The following is a 20,020-nucleotide window of genomic DNA, read 5'->3' as shown; positions in this document are numbered from 1 at the left end:
CCGAGACCTGAGGCTCGCCGAGGGCCAGCGGATCGAGCGACAGGTTAGGGCACAGATTAGGCGCCGCAGGCATTGGAAGCCCGTAGCACCGCCTCACCGAGTTTCCAAGACTCCTCGCCTACTCTCTCTTTCGCCGTCATCACTTCGACGCAGGCGCCGAGGTCGAACGCAACCCGTTCACGGACATAGCGCTTTGCGCCGTTCGCAGTCTGGATCACATAGATCGTGTGCGCAGGTTCTGCCGTCAAGGTGGCAACGAGACTGTGCAGCGGGTTATGACTGCCTTGCACATATGTGCCCGAGACTGCCGCAGCTGATGCCGCGTGCTTCTCTAGTACCTTGCCAATAGTTGCAGTGCTTTCATGAGATCCGCCGGTGGTGGAGCAAGCCACGAGGACAGATGCGACGGGTATTGCTAGAAGCGCTCGTTCGATTGAAGTCAATTTGCCGCCTGTGTTCTGACGTTCAACATAAGGGACCTGCGGCGGGCGGGTCTCCTTGACGGAGGGGTTAGAACTCACTTGCGTACACCTCTCTCGTAGGTGTGTTCCAGACAGAAGGCTGAGCCCAGTACAACCGGCTGGCTGCAACCTTGGGTGATGCATGCTTCCTTGCCGAGACCACCGCGCCGCTCAAGCAACAGTTGCCGCTCCAATGGAGCCGAATCAAATGAGGACCATCCTTGAACGTTCTCGATTCGAATGAGAAATCGCTGCTCATATTTCTCAGCGGCTGTGAGCCGCCAGTAGGAGTCGTCAGACTTGCGGCGATACAGCTCAAGCCAGTTTGCTCGCTCGACCAGCTCGAGGTCCTCCATTGCGTGACGAGCTGCCGCCGTTCCGTCGTTGAAGTAGCTCGCGCGAGGCCAAGGGGTGCTCATTGCAAGTTCTAACGTTGAAGCTGGGTCGAGAGCGGCGGCCTGCCGAGGCGAGTCGGCTCGAGCGACTGGTTAGGCCGCTGTGTGCATGAGAAGGTGCTCACAAGATCCTCCAACTTAGCGTGTAGGCGGGACCAGAAGGAGGATAGCGGACCTCGCTATCGAGGTGAGCGAGCTCAGCCAGCGCGCGTTGAGCAAGCGGCGGTACTTCGGTTCTGCTGGATTTGAGGAGGAGCTCGATCTCGTCCCAACGCACGCTCTTCCCACCGTGACCAGGGTGCGAGTCGGTTGTTGCCTCTCCAGCCTCATAGAGTGCATTCCAGGCAGCAAATATGCGCCACTGCTCCTGTTCCAGTTCGACCACTACTCGATCTATCGGCCAGACCAGGAAGGTCCCAAGGTATTGATCTTCCCCCTCGTCAAATAGCGACTTGAATCGGTGTGGCCTTCCGTTGACGTCAGCGACGCCAGCGCGTGGCCCGTCGTACCACTCGTTCTCGGCATACACCCGCTCAGGTGGCCCGTACGTGAGCATCATTTGTCCTAGCGGCCTAACGTTTGAGCTAACCGTCCCGCGACGGCAGGACGCCGCAGGGCCAGAATGAAATGAGGCCCGGCGGTGGCATGCCGTTGCGGGTCCGGTCGAGCGAGGGGTTAGGCCACAAGCGGCGGTGCCGAATGTCACGGAAATGTACGGAACGGCCTCAATTCACTCTTGGGGATTTGCAGATTCATTTGCCCCCCTCCCGTCGCGCGCTCCCTAGCCAGCAGTAGGCGTAGTAACGGTTCCGCAGGTATTCGATAGATAGTTGTGAGCCTAGCGTAAGTCCGTTCAGCACAGTACGCGGCAACTATTCCGTTGCACTTGGCACTGATCAGAGCGCGGTTCTCTTGCTCTGACTTTCGCGCACCGAAGTGAAAGTTGTAGATACCTGCCATTGAAATCTTGTACTCGTAGCCGCCGGCGTCATCCACCGCATCGTGTCCTTGATGGCCTCCCACGGGAATCCGATGACCTTCGCGTTGCGCGAGAAAGAGGTGGTTGTGAGCACCCTTTGCGAACAGGCCCATGTCCAGTCCCAGGCGCTGCGCTTCGAGGTGAGCGTTGAGTAGCGGCGTAGCGACATTGGGATAGGTTGGAACCAGCGAGCCTTGGACCAGTCGCGTACCTTGCAGCCGGAGGAAAGATTCCCACGGAAGATTCCATGCAAGTAGCCCGCCTCGCACGCTGTTCTCGATGTGTTGTTCGAGGGCGGGCAGGAAGTATCGGGTAGGGATGTATGCGACCTGCCCGACTTGACCCCACGCCAACTGTGCGTAGTAGATGCCCTCAATGCCTGCAAACTTGGCGCGCACGTGCCTGATGTTCGTATCAAGGCCGCGATTCGCTCCAAGATTGAAGATGCACTGAACACGATTCCCGGTGTTGCACTTGTATTCGTAGTGATTTCCATCGCTGTCGATCGCATCTGCACCCTGCCCCCCTGGTAGCAATCTGTGCCCAAGATGATTGGCCAGGAAGATGTCGGAGATCGACTTCGAGAGCGCTTGATCTTCGATACCTGCAGCTTCAGCAGCAACATAAGCATCAGTGAGTGCGCGAACGAGGCGAGTGGTCATTTGAATCGGATTGAGGGAGCGAGGACGAACGCGGGGTGAATTCTTGTGGCCTAACTTGGTTGTAGGGCGCAGTTTTGCTGCATAACACCGGCGGCTGTCTCCCTAACATCGGACATGTGGCCGCGCTGCAGGCCGCGCCCATCCTTGATTCGTTGGTGATTGGCAGTCAATTTGTACAGCATGATCAGATTGCGAAATCCGGCACCTTGTAAGTTTCGCCGTTGAAGCCAACTGCGGTCTCAGGGTATGCGCGTGCCGGAGCCGTTATCCAGTGAATGGCTTGGATGGCCGGGATTGGAGGCGCAGGACCGTGGCACGTCAATCGCCCCGCAGTGGGGGGCAATGTCGCCGCCGCTGGCCTTGGCGGCCTTGCCGCCGGCCCGCCGCGCCCCGCTGGCGTTTAGCATCGCGGCTTTGCACCCTGCGGCGCGGCTTGATGCCTTCATCTTCTTCATCCTCCACCCCTGCGCAAGACCCGACCCTGCTGCTGCCCGAGCGCCGCCTCGACGCGCGCCATGCCGTGGCGCTGTGCGTGGGCATGGTGGTGGGTGCGGGGATCTTCAAGACCTCGCCGATGGTGGCGCAGGCGCTGGCGGGCGACCAGGCGCTCTACCTGGCCTGGGCCTTCGGCGGCCTGCTGTCCTTCATCGGCGCGCTGTGCTTTGCCGAGCTGGCGGCGGCGTTTCCGGATCCGGGCGGCGACTATCACTTCCTGCGCCGCGCCTATGGCCACCCGCTGGGCTTTCTGTTCGCCTGGTCGCGCTTTGCCGTCATCCATACGGGCTCGATGGCGCTGCTGGCCTTTGTGTTCGGCGACTACCTGGCCCAGGTGGTGGACCTTTCGCCCTGGCTGGGGCCGTACGCCAGCGCGCTGCTGGCGGCCGGGCTGATCGTGCTGCTCACCGGCCTCAACCTGCTGGGCGTGCAGGTGGGCCTGGGCACCCAGCTGGGGCTGATGCTGGTGGTGCTGGCGGGCCTGCTGGCGCTGGGCCTGGGGGCGGGCAGCGAGGTGCTGGCCGGCCATGCGCCGCTCACGCCGCTGGCGGTGGCCGACCCGGCGCGGCAGGACTGGGGCATGGCCCTGGTGTTCGTGTTCCTGGCCTATGGCGGCTGGAGCGACGCGGCTACGCTCTCGGCCGAGATGCGCGATCCGCAGCGCGGCATCGTGCGCGCGCTGCTGCTGGGCCTGGGCCTGGTGATGGGCCTCTATCTGCTGGCCAACTGGGCCTACCTGCGCGTGCTGGGCCTGGACGGGCTGGCGTACAGCGAGGCGCCGGCGGCGCAGCTGATGCGGGCCTGCTTCGGCCGGCCGGGCGAGCTGCTGATGGTGGGCGTGGTGACGCTCACGGCGCTCTCGGTGATGAACGCGATCCTGATCGCCGGCCCGCGCACCACCTATGCGGCGGCGCGCGATCTGGCGGCCGAGCTCAAGCTGGGGCAATGGAACCACCGGCGCGGCACGCCCACCGCGGCGGTGCTGGCCACCAGCGGGGTGGCCCTGGCCCTGGTGGGCTTCGGCACGCTCACGCGTGGCGGCTTTGCCACCATGGTGGACTATCTCTCGCCGGTCTACTGGTTCTTCATGACGCTCAGCGCCCTGGCCCTGATGGTGCTGCGCCGGCGTGAGCCGGATGCGCCGCGGCCCTTCAGGGTGCCGCTCTATCCCTGGTTGCCGCTCGCCTTTGCGGCCAGCAGCGCCTATGTGCTGTGGTCCAGCCTCGTCTATGTGAAGGCGGGCGCAGTGGTGGGCGTGGGCGTGCTGCTGCTGGGGGCGCTGCTGATGTGGCCGCTGCGCCGCCGCGCGGGCTGAGCGAGGCCGGCCCACCGCCGGCTGCCGCTCAGACCGCGGCCAGCGCCTGCTCCAGATCGGCCAGCAGATCGGGATGTGCTCGATGCCGATCGAGAGTTGCAGGCCGACGGGGTGCGCGCGCGCCGCGTCAAGCAGCCCGTGTATTGAGCCGGCGCTCCAGCGCATAAGCGACGCGCGAGAGCCCGAAGCAGAGCACGAAGTAGCTGCCGGCCAGGGTGGCGTAGACCTGCAGCGGCTTGACAAGCACCTGGGCGTTGATCTGGTTGGCGATGTAGGAGAGCTCCGAGAGGCCGATGATGGTGCCCAGCGAGGTCTCCTTGATGGTGGAGACGAACTGGTTCACCAGCGAGGGCAGCATGTGACGCAGGGCCTGCGGCAGCAGCACCAGGCGCAGCGCCTGCGGATAGCTCATGCCCAGCGAACGCGCCGCCTGCAGCTGGCCCTTGGGCAGGGCCTGCAGGCCGGCGCGCACGATCTCGGCCAGGTAGGCGGCGTCGAACAGCACCAGGGCGGCCAGCATGGTGGCGAACTGGTTGGTCTTGAGGCCGGTGACGCCGGGCAGGAAGAAATAGGCCCAGAACACCACCATCAGCAGCGGCGTGCCGCGCACCACGAACACCAGGCCGGTGACCGGCAGGCGCAGCCAGGGCAGCGGGCTCACGCGCGCCAGGCCCAGCAGCACGCCCAGCGGCAGGGCCAGCAGCAGGCCCAGGCTGGCCAGCACCAGGGTCAGGGCCAGGCCGCCCAGCGGGCCGTTCGGGTACTGGCCGACCAGGAAGTAGAGCCAGTAGGTGTCGATCAGCTCGCTCATGATGCCCGCAGCCTGACCGGGTAGCGCCATTGGTAGAGCTGGGCCAGCGCGGTGATGAGCAGGGAGATGCCCAGGTAGCCGGCGGTGACCACCGCAAAGGTCTCGAAGCCGCGGAAGCTGGCGGTCTCGACGCGCTGGGCCTGGTACATCAGCTCGGCCGCGCCGATCACGGTGGCGATGCTGGTGTTCTTCCAGAGGTTGAGCGTCTGCGAGATCAGCGGCGGCACGGTGATGCGCAGGGCCTGCGGCAGGATCACCAGGCGCATGCTGGCCAGGAAGCCGAAGCCCAGCGCGCGCGCCGCGTCCAGCTGGGTGTGGGGCACGGCGCGCAGGCCCGAGCGGATGTCCTCGGCCATGTAGGCGGCGCTGTAGATGGTGAGGGCGATCACCGCAGCGGCGGCCTCGATATTGCCAGCGTAGAGCCAGGCCTTGACGCCCTCGGGCAGGGCCTCGGGGGCACCGAAGTACCAGAACAGCATGTGCACCAGCAGGGGCACGCTGCGCACCCCCTCCACATAGGCAAAGCCCAGCGCCTGCGCGATGCGCGCGGGCGCCAGGCGCAGCAGCGCCACCAGCACGGCCAGCGGCAGGGCCAGCAGCAGGGTGATGGCGGTGAGCTGCAGCGAGAACAGGAAACCGCTGAGCAGCCACTCGCGGTACTGGCCCTGCAGCAGCAGTGAGAAATCGAGATGGGGCATGGGGTGCGAGCCTGGTCAGAAAAGCAAAAGACGCCCCGGCGTTCTGGCCGGGGCGTCGATGCGCGGAGGCTGGTGCTTAGGCGTCGACCTTGTCGCTGTCGATCTTGAACGTGCGGCTGGGGAACTTGAGCTTGGTCTCGGGGCCGTACCACTTGACGAAGAGCTTGTTGGCCTCGCCGCTCTTTTCCAGCTCGCGTAGCACGCCGTCCACCAGGGCCTTGAACTTGACCTCGCCCTTCTTGATGCCCAGCGCCAGCGGCTCGACGCTGAGGTTCTGCGGCAGGATGGTGAACTGCGCCTGCGCGGCACCCAGCTTGGCATGCTGATCCAGCAGCGAGACCTCGTCGTTCACAAAGGCCACGCCCTTGCCCTGCTGCAGGGCCTGGAAGGCCTGCGGGCCGGTCTCGAAGGTCACCACGTCCACATTCGGCACGGCCTTGCGGATATTCGGTTCCTGCGTGCCGCCCTTGATGGTGACGACCTTCTTGCCGGCCAGGTCGGCGACGTTCTTGATGCCGCTATTGCTCTTCACCAGCACCTTCTGGCCGGTCACGAAGGTGGTGAGCGAGAAGTCGATCACCGCCTCGCGCTCCTTGTTGTGCGTCAGCGAGGCGGCCAGCAGATCCACATGGCCCTGCTGCAGCTCGGGCACGCGGGCGGCCACGGCGAGCTGCTTGATCTGCAGCTTCACGCCCAGCTTCTGCGCAATCGCGCGTGCCAGGTCCACCTCGTAGCCGATGATCTCGCGGCTCTTGGGGTCGATATAGCTGTTGGGCTCGTCGGTGCCCAGCACGCCGACGACCAGCTCGCCCTTCTTCTTGATGTCGTCCAGCTGGTCGGCATGGGCGGCGGGGGCGACAGAGATGGCAAACAGGGCGGCGGTGACGGCCAGCACGGTGGCGCTGCGGCGGGTGATGTTCATGGTTTCTTTCCTTCCTTCCTCATGGGGTTTTGCGATGGGCCGAAGATTAGGGTTTGTGCGGAGTCGAGGGAACGATTCCTTGCTCATATCCATATGCGTGAATGCATCTAGAGCCTGTGTTCTCATGCGCCGATCGCCATTGCCCGCCGCCCAGCCACCATGACCGACAGCCTGCCCATCATCGACATCCAGCCCCTGCTCGAGGGCGGCGACGCCAGCGCGCCGGCCGCGCAGATCCGCGCCGCCTGCCGCGCCCATGGCTTCTTCTACATCCGCGGCCATGGCGTGGAGGCGGCCCTGATCGCCGAGCTGGAGCGGCTCAGCCGCGCCTTCTTCGCCCAGCCCGAGGCCTGGAAGCTGCAATGGCCGATGAGCGCGGGCGGCCCCGCCTGGCGCGGCTATTTCAAGGCCGGCGGCGAGCTGACCTCGGGCCTGCCGGACTGGAAGGAGGGGCTTTATCTGGGCAGCGAGCTGGCGCCCGAGCATGCGCTGGTGCGCGCCGGCACGCCGCTGCACGGGCCCAATCTCTGGCCCGATCTGCCCGGGCTGAAGGAGGCGGTGCTGGCCTATATCGAGGCGGTGAGCCGCGCCGCGCATGCGCTGCTGCGCGGCATTGCGCTGAGCCTGGAACTGCCGGCGGACTATTTCGATGCACGCTACACCGCCGACCCGCTGATCCTGTTCCGCATCTTCAACTACCCCTCAAGACCTGCCCCCAGCGTCGCGCAATGGGGGGTGGGCGAGCACACCGACTACGGCCTCCTGACCCTGCTGTATCAGGACCCGACCGGCGGCCTGCAGGTCAAGACCCCGGCGGGCTGGATCGAGGCGCCGCCCGTGCCGGGCACGCTGGTGTGCAATATCGGCGACATGCTTGATCGCATGACGCGCGGCTACTACCGCTCCACCCCGCACCGCGTGCGGCTCAACAGCAGCGGGCGCGACCGGCTCTCCTTCCCGCTGTTCTTCGATCCGAATTTCGCCGCGCGTGTGCAGCCCATCGAAGGCATCCCCGCGGCCGCGGACGACCGCGCCTCGCGCTGGGATGGCGCCAGCGTGCATGCCTTCGAGGGCAGTTACGGCGACTACCTGATGGCCAAGGTGGGCAAGGTGTTCCCCGAGCTGGGGCAGGCCGTGCTGGCGGGCACGGTGCCGCCCTCAATACCGGTCGTCTAGCGCGAAGATGGGCTTGCGCGTCTTCCACAGGCCCTCGGTGAAGTCCGGGAAGGCCAGGGTCTTGAAGCCCTCGGCGATCGACTGCTCCGACAGCGGCGTGATGGCGCTCCAGGCCACCGCGTCGTAGATGTCGATGGGCATCGGTGCGTTCGCCTTGAGCGCCTCCACAAAGGCATGCACGACGAAGAAGTCCATGCCGCCATGGCCCGCGCCCTCGGCCGCCGCGGCGTACTTCTTCCACAGCGGATGGTCGTAGCGGTCCTGGTAGGCCTGGAAGTCCTCCCACTGGTGCGGCTTGCTCCGACCCTCGATATGGATGCTGTGGTTCACATCCATCCAGATGCCGTCGGTGCCCTGTACGCGGAAGCCCAGCGAATAGGGGCGCGGCAGCGAGGTGTCGTGCTGCAGCAGGATGGTCTCGCCGTTCTCACAGGCCAGCGTGGTGGTGACCACATCGCCGAGCTTGAAGCCGAGCTTGGCATTGGGGTGCTCCTTGGCGCCCATCTTCCTGCCCACATAGTCCTGCAGGCCGCGCGCCTTGGACGCGAAGCTGTTGATGTGGGTGAAGCGGTTGCCGCGGTGGATGTTCACCGCCATCGCGCAGGGGCCGATGCCATGGCTGGGGTAGAGCTCGCCGTTGCGGGTGAGCGAATGCTGGGTGCGCCAGCGCGCCTCGCTCCAGCCCTTGGCGCCGAACTCCACGCCGCTGCCATAGGGCTTGGCCGGGTCGCCGTTGTTGAACTTCACGGCGCGCAGATCATGCTGGTAGCCGCCCTGCAGATGCACCAGCTCGCCGAACAGGCCGGCGCGCACCATCTGCAGCACCGCCATCACGTCGCGCCGGTAGCAGACGTTCTCCAAGAGCATATAGGGCGTGCCGCTGCGCTGCTGGGTGCGCAGCACGTCCCAATGGTCCTGCAGCGTGACGCCGGCCACCACCTCGCAGCCCACCGGCACCTTGGCGTTCATGGCGTCGATGGCCATCGAGGCATGCAGCTCCCAGGGGGTGGCGATGATGACGCCGTCCAGCCCCTTCTGCTCCAGCAGCTTGCGGTAGGCGAAGGGGTCGCCGCCGGCGTCGCTCACGCCATAGGTCTGCGGCCTGGCCTTCTTGTGCTTGTCCACCATCGCCAGCGCGCGGCCCAGCATGATGGGTTCGATGTCGCACAGCGCCACCACCTCGACGTCGTCGCGGCGCAGCAGCTCCTTCAGCAAGACCTGGCCCCGCATGCCGGTGCCGATCAGGCCCAGGCGCAGGCGCTCGCGGCCGGCCCGGGCCAGGGTGGGGAATGCGGTCGCGCCGGCCAGCGCGGCGGCGGAGGAGAGCGAGAGGAAATGTCTGCGGTTCAACATGGTCTGATGTCTTTGACGGGATGGTTCAGGGCAGGGCGTTGATCTGCCATTCCTGGGTCGGGCCTTCGCCGGGGGTCCAGGCCAGCACGTTGGCGCCGGCGGCCATGCTGCCGCCCGCGATGTCCAGTGCCAGGCCGCTGCCCACATTGATGAGCGCATAAACCCCGGGTCTGATCTGCACGATGTTCCACTCCTGCGCGGCGCTGCCGTTGGCAGTGTAGATGTCGACATTGCTGCCCACGGCGGTGCCGGCCACGTCCAGCGCCAGGCCGCTGCGCGGATTGATCAGCTTGTAGACGCCCGGCCGCACGACGCTGATGTCCCATTGCTGGGCCGCGCCGCCATGCAGCGGATAGGCCTCGACATTGGTGCCGGGGCTGGTGCCGCCGGCCACCACGTCCAGCGCCATGCCGGCGCTGCCCAGGTTCACCAGGGTGTTGAGGCCTAGGCTGAAGGGCTTGGGCGGCGGCGCCGCTTCCCAGGGCATGGGCACGCTGCGCGGCCCGCCGGGCAGGTTGAGCGGCTGGCCCACGGCCGTGCCGCCGGTGCTGAGCTTGAAGCGGCCGTTCTCGTAAGCGAACTGGTAGTTGCTGCAGATCTCGTTGTGGTCCGGGGTGTAGACCGCCGTGCCCTTGGCCTTGTGCACCTCCACCCATTGGCCGCTGGCGGCGTCGCGGTAGCGCACCTGGGCGTAGCTGGCGGCGCGCACCTTGTTGTCCAGGCAGTCGTTGCCCTGCTTGCTCCAGTCCTCCACGAAGCCATAGGCGCCGGCCTGGGCGAGCGGCTTGGGCAGGCGCATGGTGGCGAGCTTTTGCCGCAGGCCGGTGCCGGTGTCGGTGAAGTACATGCTGACGTCCTGCTTGCCGCCGGGCGCCGCGGCCAGCTCCAGCTCGAAGCGGTAGGCCACGTTGACGGCGGGCTTGAAGGGCGACTCGCACTTGATGCCGGTGCCCTCGCCGCCGAAGTTGCTGCAGCTGGAGATGCCGGGGTCGATCACCTCGGGGCTGATGCCGTTCACGTCCCACAGCGAGAACAGCAGCTGGTGCGACTGCACGCCGCCATAGCCGCCGTTGAAGCCGATCACCTCGTAATAGGTGGTGGGCTCCCAGGTGAGGGGCGTGACCTCGGCGCTGAAGCGGTCCCAGGCCGGGCTGCTCCAGTTGATGTGGATGGAGTTGGCGCGCGTCTGGTGTTTCTTCGCCTCACCGGTGATGACGGCGCTGGCGCCGCTGCCGTCGGCGCGGCGGATGCTGATGTCCAGCGCCTGCTTGAGCTGGCTGCCTGCGGTCCACCAGGCGCTGGCGCGGCCATAGGCATCGGTGAGCGGGCTGTCGGGGAACACCCAGCCGCTCTTGAGCTCGCCATCGCGGGGCTCCCAGCGCACCGTGCAGCCGGCCACCGGCTGGCCGTCCAGCGTCACGCGCACTTTGAGCCTGCGCGGCTGGTGGGTCTGGTTGCCGGACTCGATGGCGGGGTCGTAGAGGCTGCTGGAGTAGACCGAGCCGACGCGCGCCACGCCGGCGTCGGGCGTCAGCGCGGTGACGATGCTGCCGGCGGGGCAGTCGGGCTGCTGCTGCTCGCTGCCGGCGGCCAGGGCCCGGGCAGCGGGGGCCTGCGCGGCCCGCTCGGGGGTGTTGGCGGCCGTGCCGCCGCCACCGCAGGCCGTCAGCAGGGCGCTGAGACTGGCCAGCGCGGCCAGCGCGGCCAGACGGGTCGAAGTTTGGAACGATGCGGACATGGGGTCACCTCGCGGATGAAAGCGATCAAAAGGGACGTCGAAGGGGGGGGGGCGGCGGCGCGGTGCGCGCCGCCGGCAGGGGACGCTTACTTGAACTTGTAGTCGGCCGAGATGCTGAAGATGCGGCCGAAGATGTTGAAGCGGTGGTCGAAACCTTCCCAGCCGTTCGGGTCGTAGTAGGGCTGCTTGTTGAACAGGTTCTTCACATTGAAGCCCAGCTTCAGGTCCTTGGTCGGCGTCCAGGCCAGGTTCAGGTTGACCGTGGTGTAGGAGGGCGTGCCCTTGGCGCATTGCGCCGCCGTCAGCGCACCGCCGTTGTCTTCGCAGCTCTGCGCGTCGTAGCTGATGTAGCGGGGGTCATAGTCCCACTTGTGGCCACCGGTGTAGTTGACGAACAGGCTGGTCACCACATCGCCATAGGCCCAGTCGGCGCTGAAGTTGGCGCGCAGCTTGGGGGTGCCGGCATAGCCGACGAAGTTGGGCGCCCAGCCATCGGCGTCCTCGGCGTTGAAGGTGGTGCGGTTGGCGATCGTCAGGCGCGTGCCGAGCTTGAGCTTGCCCCAGCTCTGCAGCGAGAAGCGCGCCTGCGCGTCGATGTCGAAGCCATCGGTGAGGGTGCGGCCGCGGTTGGTGTAGTTGGTGATCACGCCGGCCAGATTGCCCACCGTGTAGCCCGGCAGCTTGCCGGCGCAGGCGGCGGCATTCGCCGGGTTGGCGCACATCGCGGCCACCTCGGCCATGACGGCGCGGTCGGCGTCCGAGATGGTGTTGCGGAAGGCGTTCGGTGCGCCCACCAGGCCCGGGCCGTACTTGGCGGTGGCGGCCAGGAAGGTGGTGTGGAAATCCTCGCGGATGATCTCGTTGCGGCGGTAGACGAACCAGTAGTCGGCCGAGAGGTCCAGGTCACGGGTGGGCTGGAACACGAAGCCGAAGGTGCTGATCTTGGCGGTCTCGGGCTTCAGGTCCTTGTTGGGCGCGGTCACGCCGCCCACCACCGTGCCGTTGGCGCATTGGGTGTTGAAGAGCTCGTTGCCGCGCGTCACCTCGGCGGCCACGCTGGACTTGCGCAGCAGCTGGGCGATCGCATTGGTCTCGGCGCAGCGGGTGTCGTCCTTCACCACCGTCTGCGCGAACACGCCGCCGTTGCCGGACTCGGCCAGATTCGGCGCGCGGTAGCCTTCGGAGTAGGTGCCGCGCAGCAGCAGTTCGGGCGTGGCGCGGAACTTCAGGCCCAGCTTGGGTGCCAGGTTGGCGCCGAAGTTGGGGTATTTGTCCAGGCGCAGCGCGGCATCGAGTTCCAGGTCCTTGGTGAGCGGCGCGATCGCCTCGGCAAACACGCCGGCCACATTGCGCTCGCCCTTGAACCAGGAGCCGCCCTGCTGGGTGATGTCGCCGGCCGCAGCCGCGGCATTGCCCGGGGTGTAGATCTCCTCGCGCATCAGGCTGGCGCCGAAGGCGGCGCGCACATCGCCGGCCGGCAGCTTGTAGACGCTGCCCTCGACCTTGGCATCCCAGCTCGCCAGGCGCGTCCAGGATTGGATGTCGAAGGTCGGGAAGGCCTCGCGCAGCAGCGCGGCGTTCTTCTCGCTGATCACGCCGAACTGGTAGGCCGGGTTGTCGGCAATGATGCGGCGGCCGGTGCCGGGGTCGATGGTGATGGGGCCGAAGGCCTTCTCGAAGCCGGTCTTGCTGATGTTGGTGGTCTGGTACAGCACCGAATGGCTGCCGCCCAGCGCCAGCGCGGTCTCGAAGTCCCACTCGCCCAGGCTGCCGCGCAGGCCGGCGAGGGCGCGGTAGTTGTTGTCGGTGTTGCGCTGGCCGAAGTGGCCGGGCTCGTCCAGCGGCGTGTAGGTCATGCCGGCCACGCCGCCCATCACGCCCTTCAGCTCGGGGCTGAGCTTGTTGTAGACGTTGTTGGGGCCCAGATAGGGGATGCTGAAGCTGTTGAGCTTGGTGCCGGTGTCGCGCGAGTACCAGTTGCTGGTGCTGCCGCTGTTGAAGGCGCGCGGCGTGTTGTGCGAGCGCATATCGATCTGGGTGTAGGACAGATCGGCAAAGGCCTCCAGCGCGGGGCTGAACTCGTAGCGGCCGCTCAGGTAGAGCGTGGCGCGCTCGCTCTCGGGCTTGTGGGCAAGCGCATAGGGCAGGGTGTTGATCGCGCAGCTGGTGTTGCTGCCGGTGGTGACGATGCTGGTGCAGCCCGGCAGGGCCATGCCGCGGCGCGCGCCCTTGCTGTCGAACACGAACTGCGTGCCCGGGTTCAGCTGGCCGGGCTGGCTGCCTTCGGTGATGCGGAAGTTCTTGATGTAGGCCGGGTTGTCGACGTAGAAGCCGGCGGGGAACTTGTCGTAATCGTCCGAGGGGTAGACCGGGTCGCGCTTGAAGAGGTTGACCGAGCCGTAGATGTTGAACTTGTCGCGCGCCAGGTCGCCGAAGCCGAACACCGCCGAGGCCGAGTGCTCGCCATAGGCGCCCACATGCGGCGCCTTCTCGGTGCTGACGCTCATCTCCAGGCCCTGGTAGGACTTCTTGGTGATGACGTTGATCACGCCGGCCACGGCGTCGGAGCCGTAGATGGCCGAGGCGCCATCGGTCAGCACCTCCATGCGCTCGATGGCGGCGGCGGGCAGGGCGTCGATGTTGACGAACAGGTACTGGAAGCCGTCCGGTGCGCCATAGGGCGAGAGGCGGCGGCCGTTCAGCAGCACCAGGGTGGCATAGGCGCCGAGGCCGCGCAGATTGGCCTGCGAGGCGCCGTCGGTGCCGGTGAACATCGAGCGGCTGTCCTCCAGCGCCGGCATGTTCGCCGGCAGATTGCTGAGGATCTCCTGCAGGGTCTTGGCGCCCATGGCCTCGATCTGCTTGGCATCGATGACCTGCACCGGCGAGGCGGTCTCGGCATTGATGCGCTTGATGCTGGAGCCGGTGACCTCCACGCGCTCCAGCTTGTTCTCGCCCTCGGCGCCATGGGCCAGTGAGGCCAGGCCGGCGGCGGCGAGCAGGGCAAATAGTTTGTTGGGTTTCATCTCGTCTATCTCCTGGTGGAGGTGGTCAGCGCCACCTTGTTCTGGCAATAAAGACCGGTAGGTCGGGGGTTAGCGGGTGATCTGTACGGTGGCGCCGGCGGGCCCGAGCAGGGTGGCATTGGCCCAGTTGCCGCAGACCGCGGCAGGCTTGCCGGCCTTGGCGACGCCGAGGCTGCGCAATTGCAGCGTTTGCAGGCCGCGCAGGTCGAGCTCGGGCTTCACCACCGCCGGGGCCTGCACCGCGCCGCTGCTGTAGAGCAGGCGGCCGTCGCCCCAGACCTGGAATTCCATCGCGCCACCGGCATTGCGGCAGCTGTCGTCGATGCCGACGTCGGCGCGGAACATGTTCCAGCCGCTGTCGAGCTTCAGCTGCAGGCTGGCGCCGGGGCGCACGCCCAGGCCCTTGCGGAACTGCAGGCCGTTCATGCGCAGCTCGGGCCGACCGCTCGCGGCGCGGTCTCGCGCCCAGCCCTGGGGCAGGGCGGCCAGGTCTGAGAGATAGCGCTGCGTCGGCTCGGCCGTGGCCGACCCGGCCGGCGGGCGGTGCTCCATCACCTGGAACTCCGACAGCACGATGGGTGGCACCTCGGCCGGCGCGAAGGCATTGAAGGCCACCGCCATGCCGCCGCCCGCCGCCGCGCTGACCATCGGGTCCGCCGTGCCGGCGGCGTCGCCATCGGGGTTGTGCACGCTCAGCACGCGGAAGCGCAAGAGGCGGCCGGCGGTGGGCTTGAAGCCGATGGCCTGTTTCCCTTCCTTCAACTCGAGGCGGCCGCGCTGCACCGGCTGGCCCCAGTCGCCGTTGTTGTCGGCCAGGTAGACCTCGTAGTCGCGGATCTGGCCGTACTTCCAGTTCTTGTCATTGCGCGGTGCCAGCTCGATGCCGTCGATCAGGCGGCGCTCGCCCAGGCCCAGCACCCATTCATGCGGGCCCGTCTTCATGGCCTGGTTGCGCGTGCTGCGGAACCAGGTGTCGGGCTTGCCGTCGAAGGCGTTCTCGAGCGGGTGGCCGGGCTCCTCGGCCGGGCGGTTCACCACATGCAGGCTGTCCACCGGCACCGCGCGGCCCAGCGTGGGGGCGGCGGGGAAGTCGCTGCTCTGCGTCTGCGGCGTGCCGGCCGCGATCTGCACGACGAAGTCCAGCGCCTCGCGGATGTCGCGCTTGCTGGTCTTCACCTGCACGGTGCCGAGGCGGTCGGCGGCGTCGTAATACCAGCCCTGCAGGGCTGTGGCAAAGGCGGCCGCGTCGGCGAACTCCGGCAAGACCTGACCCTTCAGCAGCACGGCCTGCGGCTTCGCATGGGTATGCAGCTGCAGGGCGATGCTGCGCTGCGTCTCCTGGCCGGCATAGCTGCCCTGCACCGCGCCCACCTGCACGCGGATGTCGCCGCTGCCGCTGACGGGCGCGCGCATGCTGATGAGCTGCTGGCTGGATTCGCCCTGCTGGTAGCGGCGCGTCAGGCCGTCGTCCTCGTAGAGCGTGGTGCTGGAGTCGCCATGCGGGTAGAGGTCCAGGGTCAGCTGGTCCTTGGGCTTCTCGCCGTCGTAGAGCGACTCGGGATACATGGGCAGGATGGCGCCGGCGCGCACGAACACCGGCAGCTTGTCCAGCGTGACCTGCAGGTCCAGCGTGCGGCCCTCGCGGCCCACCTGGGCCTGGCGGCCGTCCCAGTAGTCGAACCACAGGCCCTGGGGCAGGTAGATGTCCTTGCGCCAGCCGCCGCTGGCGGCCTGGCTGCGGTAGACCGGCGCCACCAGCAGCTCGCGGCCCAGCATGAACTGGTATTTATGCGCTTCGGTATGAGCGCTCGCGTCCTCGGGGTGATCCCACATCAGGCCGCGCACCAGCGGCGCGCCGCTCGTCTCGGCCTCGCGCGCCAGCCCGTACATATAGGGCATCAGCCGCATCTTCAGCTTCAGGTAGCGGCGGTTGATGCTGCGGTAGGGCTCCTCATAGGCCCAGGGATGCTTGCGCGCCTGCGCGGCCCAGCCCGACATGCCCATCAGCACCGGGGTGAAGCTCTTCCACTGCAGGTCGCGCGTGTAGGTCTCGGGGCTGCCGCCGAAGATCGCGTCCACATCACCGGTGGCATAGGCCTGGCCCGAGAGGCCCGAGCCGATCAGGGTGGGGATGTGCCAGCGGATGTAGTCCCAGCTGCTGCTCTGGTCGCCGGTCCAGGTGACGGCATAGCGCTGCGTGCCGGCCCAGCCCATCACGGTCCAGAGGAAGGGGCGGGCGTCGGAGTTGTCCAGGATGCCCTGGTAGGCGGCCTGATTGGCGTCCAGCGAATGCTGGTAGCCCTGGCCGGTCCAGGCCACGTCGAGCTTCTGCGCGCGCGTGCCGGCGCTGCCGACCTCCCACTTGATCTTGTCGACGCCGTTCTCGGTCCACAGCCCGGTCTTGAAGCCCAGCTTGGCCAGGCCCTGCACCACCTCGGGCAGCTCGGTGTAGCCGCAGCCATAGCCGTCGTTGGGCAGGATCCAGCCGCCGGGCATGTCGTGCTCGCGGTATTTGCGCGCCACCGAGTCGATCACGTCCGGGGTCTTGCCGGTCGGGCCGTCGCTCCAGCCCTTGGGCACGGTGCCGGGCTTCTTGACGTTGTCGCCGTCGTTGTAGCAGTCGGCGTCGCCGTACTCATAGGCCCAGCGCGGCAGCAGGCGGGCGCGGCCGGTGAGGGCGGTGTAGCCGGCCAGCACCTCGCGGATGCTTTTCCCCACGAAGTAATAGCTGTCGAAGCGCCCCTCCTGGTGCGCCAACGTGATCTGCCCGGGCTGGCGCAGGTCGTAGCTGCCATCGGCCCAGCTGTGGCGCAGCACACCCCAGCCGCGCGAGCTCATCAGAAAGGGCGCGGGGCTTGGGCGGTCGCCTTCCTCCCAGCCACCGGAATAGGAGATCTCCAGCTGCCGGCCCTTGAACTCGAAGCTGCCGTTCTGCTGGCCGCCGCCGTAGAAGCGCTCGCTCTTGTCGCTCGCCAGGGTCTGCACGCTGAGCTTGTCGGCCAGGTCCAGGGGCTGGGCCTCCTGCCACAGCGGCGTGCGGTTGTCGGCCTGGTAGAGGGCGAAGCGCAGCGGCTTCTTGTAGATGCGCAGCGCGAACTCGCTGGTGCGCAGCAGGTGGTGGTCGCCGGCGTCGCTGAACTCATGCGCCACCGGGCCGCTGGGTTCATGCTCGACGATGGCGGCGGCCTTGTTGCCGGGCTCGCTCAGCTTGCCCTTGTCGCCCCTGGCGGCGGCCTGGATGCGGAAGAGGTCGGGGCGCAAGAGGCTGATGCGCAGCAGGCCCGCATGCTGCTTTGCATCGGTGTGCAGCTCCCACTGCGCGCTTGGCGCGCCGTCGCTGCCCTGGCCGATGGCCTTGATGTCGCGCAGATTGCCCACCGGCGCGGCGCCGACGGTCTGTTGCTGTTGCAGCAGGGCTAGCAACAGCAGCAGGCCGCCGAGGCGGGCCTGGTACTGCTTGCTGCGCTTCTTCTTCATCATCATCACGCTCTTGCTCATGCCTGCTTCGTCCTCGTGACCCGCCGTGACGGGCCCGCCTTATCTTTCTTTCCGATGGACAAACTCTAGGTTTCGAAACGAAAGTAGTCAACGAAGAGAAAGTTGCATAAGCGTGTTTATCGGCTTTGATGGTGTAAACCACTAGAAAATAGGCCTTTTGCACCTTTCGATGATTGATTTATGGGCGATTGATACTTTCGATTCGGTGGTGTTTTGTGCACGGCAAGGTGAATTTCCACGGAAATTTGGGCCTTACTGATGCGTAAAACTGCATCTTGGCGCTTCTTTATCTTTCGATTTCTTTCTTTGTTTGACAGCTCGAAAGTTTCGGCTTATCGTCCGGCTCAGACTTTGACCCCTGCAATGAACGACACCAACGCACTTCTGCATCGCAGCGCTGAGGCCTGGCAAGGCATCGGCGGCCTGGCTACCGCGCAAGAGATCGCCCAGCAGCCGGCCGTCTGGCGCGAACTGGCCGCCGGCCTGCAAGCCGGGCGCGCCGGCATCGAGGCCTTCCTGGCGGACTGGCTGCAGCAGCCCGGCCATCTGGTGATACTCACCGGCGCCGGCAGCTCGGCCTATGTGGGCGAGATCGTGGCCGACACCCTCAACGCCGCCTGGCCCGCCGAGGTGCGCGCCATCGCCAGCACCAGCCTCTTGAGCCATCCCGAGCTGTATCTGCGGCGCGAGCGGCCCACCCTGCTGGTGTCCTTCGCGCGCAGCGGCAACAGCCCGGAAAGCCTGGCCACCGTGGAACTGCTGCGCGGCCGCGTGGCGGCGCCGCTGCGCTTCCTCAACATCAGCTGCAATGCCGAGGGCGAGCTGGTGCGCGGCAATGCGCAGCAGGCCGACACGCTGAACCTGCTGATGCCCGCGGCCAGCTGCGATCGCGGCTTCGCGATGACCAGCAGCTTCACCAGCATGCTGCTGGCGGCGCTGACGGTGTTCGACCCGGGCGCCTGGCCGGCGCGCCTGCAGCGCCTGGAGCTGCTGGCCGCGCAGGCCGAGCTGGCCCTGCGGGACTGGGCGCCGGGCCTGATGAACCTGGGCGGGCAGGCCTTCGAGCGCATCGTCTACCTGGGCAGCGGCCCGCTGGAAGCGCTCGCCAAGGAGGCCGCGCTGAAGGTGCTGGAGCTGACCAGCGGCCGCAGCCTGAGCCTGGCCAACACGCCGCTGGGCTTTCGCCACGGCCCCAAGTCGGCGCTGAATGCGCAGAGCCTGGTGGTGCTGTTCCACAGCGCGGGCGCACTGGCGCGCCGCTACGAGCAGGATCTGCTGGACGAGCTGAGGCGCGAGCGCGTGGCCGGCCACATCGTCAGCGTGGGCCCCGCGGGGTCAGATCTTGCCGCCGATGGGCAGGCCTGGACCCTGGCCGCCGCGGCGCTGGCCGGCCTGGGCGATGCCTGGCTGGCGCCGCTGTGGCTGCTGATGGCGCAGCAGCTGGCGCTGCACCAATCGGCGCGCCTGGGCCTGACCCCCGACAACCCCTTTCCCGACGGCACGGTCAACCGCGTCGTGCAGGGTGTCACCATCCACCATGCCCATGTCGAGCACTGAGCCCCAAGCCTGCTGCGGCATCGACATCGGCGGTAGCAAGATCGAGCTGGTGGCCTATGCGGTGCAGGGCGGCGTGCTGAGCGAGCGCCACCGCCGCCGCATCGCCACGCCCACGCAGGATTTCGACGCCTTCTGCCAGGCCATCAGCGCGCTGGTGCAGGAGGCCGACGGCGTGCTGGGCGAGCGCTGCCGCGTCGGCCTGGGCCTGCCCGGCGTGATCGATGCCGCCAGCGGCGTGCAGCTGAGCTCGAACGTGCCGGCGCTGAACGGCCACCAGGTGGGCCCGGCCCTGCAGGCCCTGCTGCAGCGCCCGGTGCGCATCGGCAACGATTGCCAATGCTTCGCGCTCTCCGAGGCCCTGGGCGGCGCGGCCGACGGCTTTCCCAGCATGTTCGGCGCCATCCTTGGCACTGGCGCGGGCGGCGGCTATTGCGTGAATGGCCGGCTGCTGGCGGGCTACAACGGCATGGCCGGCGAGTGGGGGCACTTAAGCCTGCCCGCCAGCCTGCTGGCGCGGCACCGCCTGCCGCTGTGGGACTGCCCCTGCGGCCTGCAGGGCTGCCTGGAGCGCTATGTCTCGGGCTCGGGGCTGGAGGCGCTCTACCGCCAACTGGGCGGGGCGGCGCTTGACACGCTCCAGATCGCCCAGCGTGCGGCGGCGGGCGAGGGCGGTGCCCGCCTGTGCCTGGACATCCACCTCGACCTGCTGGCCCATGGCCTGGCGCAGCTGATGCTGGCGCTGGACCCCCATGCCTTCGTGCTGGGCGGCGGGCTGTCCAAGCTGGCGCATCTCTACACCGAGCTGCCCGCCGCGATGGCGCGCCATCTCTTCAAGGGTGTGCGTGTGCCGCCCATCCTGCCGCCGCATTTCGGCGATGCCGGCGGCGCGCGCGGCGCGGCCCTGCTGGCGCTGCAATCACAACACCGCTGAGCT

The 20,020-nt window shown here is 67.2% G+C and carries 14 protein-coding genes; 4 read left to right on the top strand and 10 right to left on the bottom strand.

What is annotated here, in order from left to right; genetic code table 11:
• Positions 1-56 precede the first annotated feature (56 nt).
• The 3 genes from PFX98_RS00525 to PFX98_RS00515 all read right to left on the bottom strand — a co-directional run bounded on the left by PFX98_RS00525 (position 57) and on the right by PFX98_RS00515 (position 2,497).
• Positions 57-521: a hypothetical protein gene (locus tag PFX98_RS00525; RefSeq protein ID WP_285233212.1), complete on the bottom strand. Its 465-nt coding sequence runs from the start codon at positions 519-521 to the stop codon at positions 57-59.
• Positions 518-880, bottom strand: coding sequence for a hypothetical protein (locus PFX98_RS00520; protein WP_285233211.1), 363 nt, complete (start codon positions 878-880; stop codon positions 518-520). Before PFX98_RS00520 ends, PFX98_RS00525 begins: the two co-directional genes overlap by 4 nt.
• 678 nt (positions 881-1,558) lie before the next feature.
• Complete coding sequence (locus tag PFX98_RS00515; protein WP_285233210.1) at positions 1,559-2,497, bottom strand: PDDEXK family nuclease; 939 nt, start codon at positions 2,495-2,497, stop codon at positions 1,559-1,561.
• Between the two features lie 436 nt (positions 2,498-2,933).
• Here PFX98_RS00515 and PFX98_RS00510 point away from each other — a divergent pair, with 436 nt between their 5' ends.
• Positions 2,934-4,307 carry an APC family permease gene (locus PFX98_RS00510; RefSeq protein WP_285233209.1) on the top strand — a complete coding sequence of 458 codons (1,374 nt, stop codon included), beginning with the start codon at positions 2,934-2,936 and terminating at the stop codon, positions 4,305-4,307.
• 127 nt (positions 4,308-4,434) lie between these two features.
• On the opposite strand, the gene PFX98_RS00505 is transcribed toward PFX98_RS00510, so the two are convergent.
• The 3 genes from PFX98_RS00505 to PFX98_RS00495 all read right to left on the bottom strand — a co-directional run bounded on the left by PFX98_RS00505 (position 4,435) and on the right by PFX98_RS00495 (position 6,738).
• The gene (locus tag PFX98_RS00505) at positions 4,435-5,118 is read right to left on the bottom strand and encodes an amino acid ABC transporter permease (RefSeq protein ID WP_285233208.1); all 684 of its coding nucleotides are present in this window, start codon (positions 5,116-5,118) and stop codon (positions 4,435-4,437) included.
• Positions 5,115-5,816, bottom strand: a complete 702-nt coding sequence (locus tag PFX98_RS00500; RefSeq protein ID WP_285233207.1) for an amino acid ABC transporter permease — start codon at positions 5,814-5,816, stop codon at positions 5,115-5,117. Before PFX98_RS00500 ends, PFX98_RS00505 begins: the two co-directional genes overlap by 4 nt.
• A gap of 76 nt (positions 5,817-5,892) precedes the next feature.
• Positions 5,893-6,738 carry an ABC transporter substrate-binding protein gene (locus tag PFX98_RS00495; protein ID WP_285233206.1) on the bottom strand — a complete coding sequence of 282 codons (846 nt, stop codon included), beginning with the start codon at positions 6,736-6,738 and terminating at the stop codon, positions 5,893-5,895.
• 159 nt (positions 6,739-6,897) lie between these two features.
• Here PFX98_RS00495 and PFX98_RS00490 point away from each other — a divergent pair, with 159 nt between their 5' ends.
• Complete coding sequence (locus PFX98_RS00490; RefSeq protein WP_285233205.1) at positions 6,898-7,914, top strand: isopenicillin N synthase family dioxygenase; 1,017 nt, start codon at positions 6,898-6,900, stop codon at positions 7,912-7,914.
• Here the strand turns inward: PFX98_RS00490 and PFX98_RS00485 are convergent.
• The 4 genes from PFX98_RS00485 to PFX98_RS00470 all read right to left on the bottom strand — a co-directional run bounded on the left by PFX98_RS00485 (position 7,897) and on the right by PFX98_RS00470 (position 17,529).
• A complete protein-coding gene (locus tag PFX98_RS00485) occupies positions 7,897-9,267 on the bottom strand; it encodes a Gfo/Idh/MocA family protein (protein WP_285233204.1) in 1,371 nt (456 codons plus the stop codon). The genes PFX98_RS00490 and PFX98_RS00485 overlap by 18 nt on opposite strands.
• Before the next feature lie 25 nt (positions 9,268-9,292).
• On the bottom strand, positions 9,293-11,005 hold the full coding sequence (locus PFX98_RS00480; protein ID WP_285233203.1) for a DUF3472 domain-containing protein: 1,713 nt from the start codon (positions 11,003-11,005) through the stop codon (positions 9,293-9,295).
• An 86-nt stretch (positions 11,006-11,091) separates the two neighbouring features.
• Complete coding sequence (locus PFX98_RS00475) at positions 11,092-14,031, bottom strand: TonB-dependent receptor plug domain-containing protein (RefSeq protein ID WP_285233202.1); 2,940 nt, start codon at positions 14,029-14,031, stop codon at positions 11,092-11,094.
• 69 nt (positions 14,032-14,100) lie between these two features.
• Positions 14,101-17,529, bottom strand: a complete 3,429-nt coding sequence (locus tag PFX98_RS00470) for a TIM-barrel domain-containing protein (protein WP_285233201.1) — start codon at positions 17,527-17,529, stop codon at positions 14,101-14,103.
• Positions 17,530-17,892: 363 nt separating this feature from the next.
• On the opposite strand from PFX98_RS00470, the gene PFX98_RS00465 reads away from it, so the two are divergent.
• Positions 17,893-19,086: an AgaS family sugar isomerase gene (locus PFX98_RS00465; RefSeq protein ID WP_285233200.1), complete on the top strand. Its 1,194-nt coding sequence runs from the start codon at positions 17,893-17,895 to the stop codon at positions 19,084-19,086.
• Positions 19,073-20,017 (top strand): ROK family protein, encoded by a 945-nt coding sequence (locus PFX98_RS00460; RefSeq protein ID WP_285233199.1) that lies wholly within the window; start codon positions 19,073-19,075, stop codon positions 20,015-20,017. The genes PFX98_RS00465 and PFX98_RS00460 overlap by 14 nt, the downstream gene beginning before the upstream one ends.
• Positions 20,018-20,020 lie beyond the last annotated feature (3 nt).

The sequence above is a fragment of the Paucibacter sediminis genome, assembly GCF_030254645.1.
Classification (GTDB): Bacteria; Pseudomonadota; Gammaproteobacteria; order Burkholderiales; family Burkholderiaceae_C; genus Paucibacter_B; species Paucibacter_B sediminis.
The sequence above is the reverse complement of the archived record's forward strand: the minus strand, read 5'-3'. Positions and strand labels throughout refer to the sequence as shown.

What these genes read in the sequence shown, in the direction of transcription:
- PFX98_RS00520 (WP_285233211.1), bottom strand. Translation starts at nt 880, where the DNA reads ATGAGCACCCCTTGGCCTCGCGCGAGCTACTTCAACGACGGAACGGCG.
- PFX98_RS00515 (WP_285233210.1), bottom strand. Translation starts at nt 2,497, where the DNA reads ATGACCACTCGCCTCGTTCGCGCACTCACTGATGCTTATGTTGCTGCT.
- PFX98_RS00510 (WP_285233209.1), top strand. Translation starts at nt 2,934, where the DNA reads ATGCCTTCATCTTCTTCATCCTCCACCCCTGCGCAAGACCCGACCCTG.
- PFX98_RS00505 (WP_285233208.1), bottom strand. Translation starts at nt 5,118, where the DNA reads ATGAGCGAGCTGATCGACACCTACTGGCTCTACTTCCTGGTCGGCCAG.
- PFX98_RS00500 (WP_285233207.1), bottom strand. Translation starts at nt 5,816, where the DNA reads ATGCCCCATCTCGATTTCTCACTGCTGCTGCAGGGCCAGTACCGCGAG.
- PFX98_RS00495 (WP_285233206.1), bottom strand. Translation starts at nt 6,738, where the DNA reads ATGAACATCACCCGCCGCAGCGCCACCGTGCTGGCCGTCACCGCCGCC.
- PFX98_RS00490 (WP_285233205.1), top strand. Translation starts at nt 6,898, where the DNA reads ATGACCGACAGCCTGCCCATCATCGACATCCAGCCCCTGCTCGAGGGC.
- PFX98_RS00485 (WP_285233204.1), bottom strand. Translation starts at nt 9,267, where the DNA reads ATGTTGAACCGCAGACATTTCCTCTCGCTCTCCTCCGCCGCCGCGCTG.
- PFX98_RS00480 (WP_285233203.1), bottom strand. Translation starts at nt 11,005, where the DNA reads ATGTCCGCATCGTTCCAAACTTCGACCCGTCTGGCCGCGCTGGCCGCG.
- PFX98_RS00475 (WP_285233202.1), bottom strand. Translation starts at nt 14,031, where the DNA reads ATGAAACCCAACAAACTATTTGCCCTGCTCGCCGCCGCCGGCCTGGCC.
- PFX98_RS00470 (WP_285233201.1), bottom strand. Translation starts at nt 17,529, where the DNA reads ATGAGCAAGAGCGTGATGATGATGAAGAAGAAGCGCAGCAAGCAGTAC.
- PFX98_RS00465 (WP_285233200.1), top strand. Translation starts at nt 17,893, where the DNA reads ATGAACGACACCAACGCACTTCTGCATCGCAGCGCTGAGGCCTGGCAA.
- PFX98_RS00460 (WP_285233199.1), top strand. Translation starts at nt 19,073, where the DNA reads ATGTCGAGCACTGAGCCCCAAGCCTGCTGCGGCATCGACATCGGCGGT.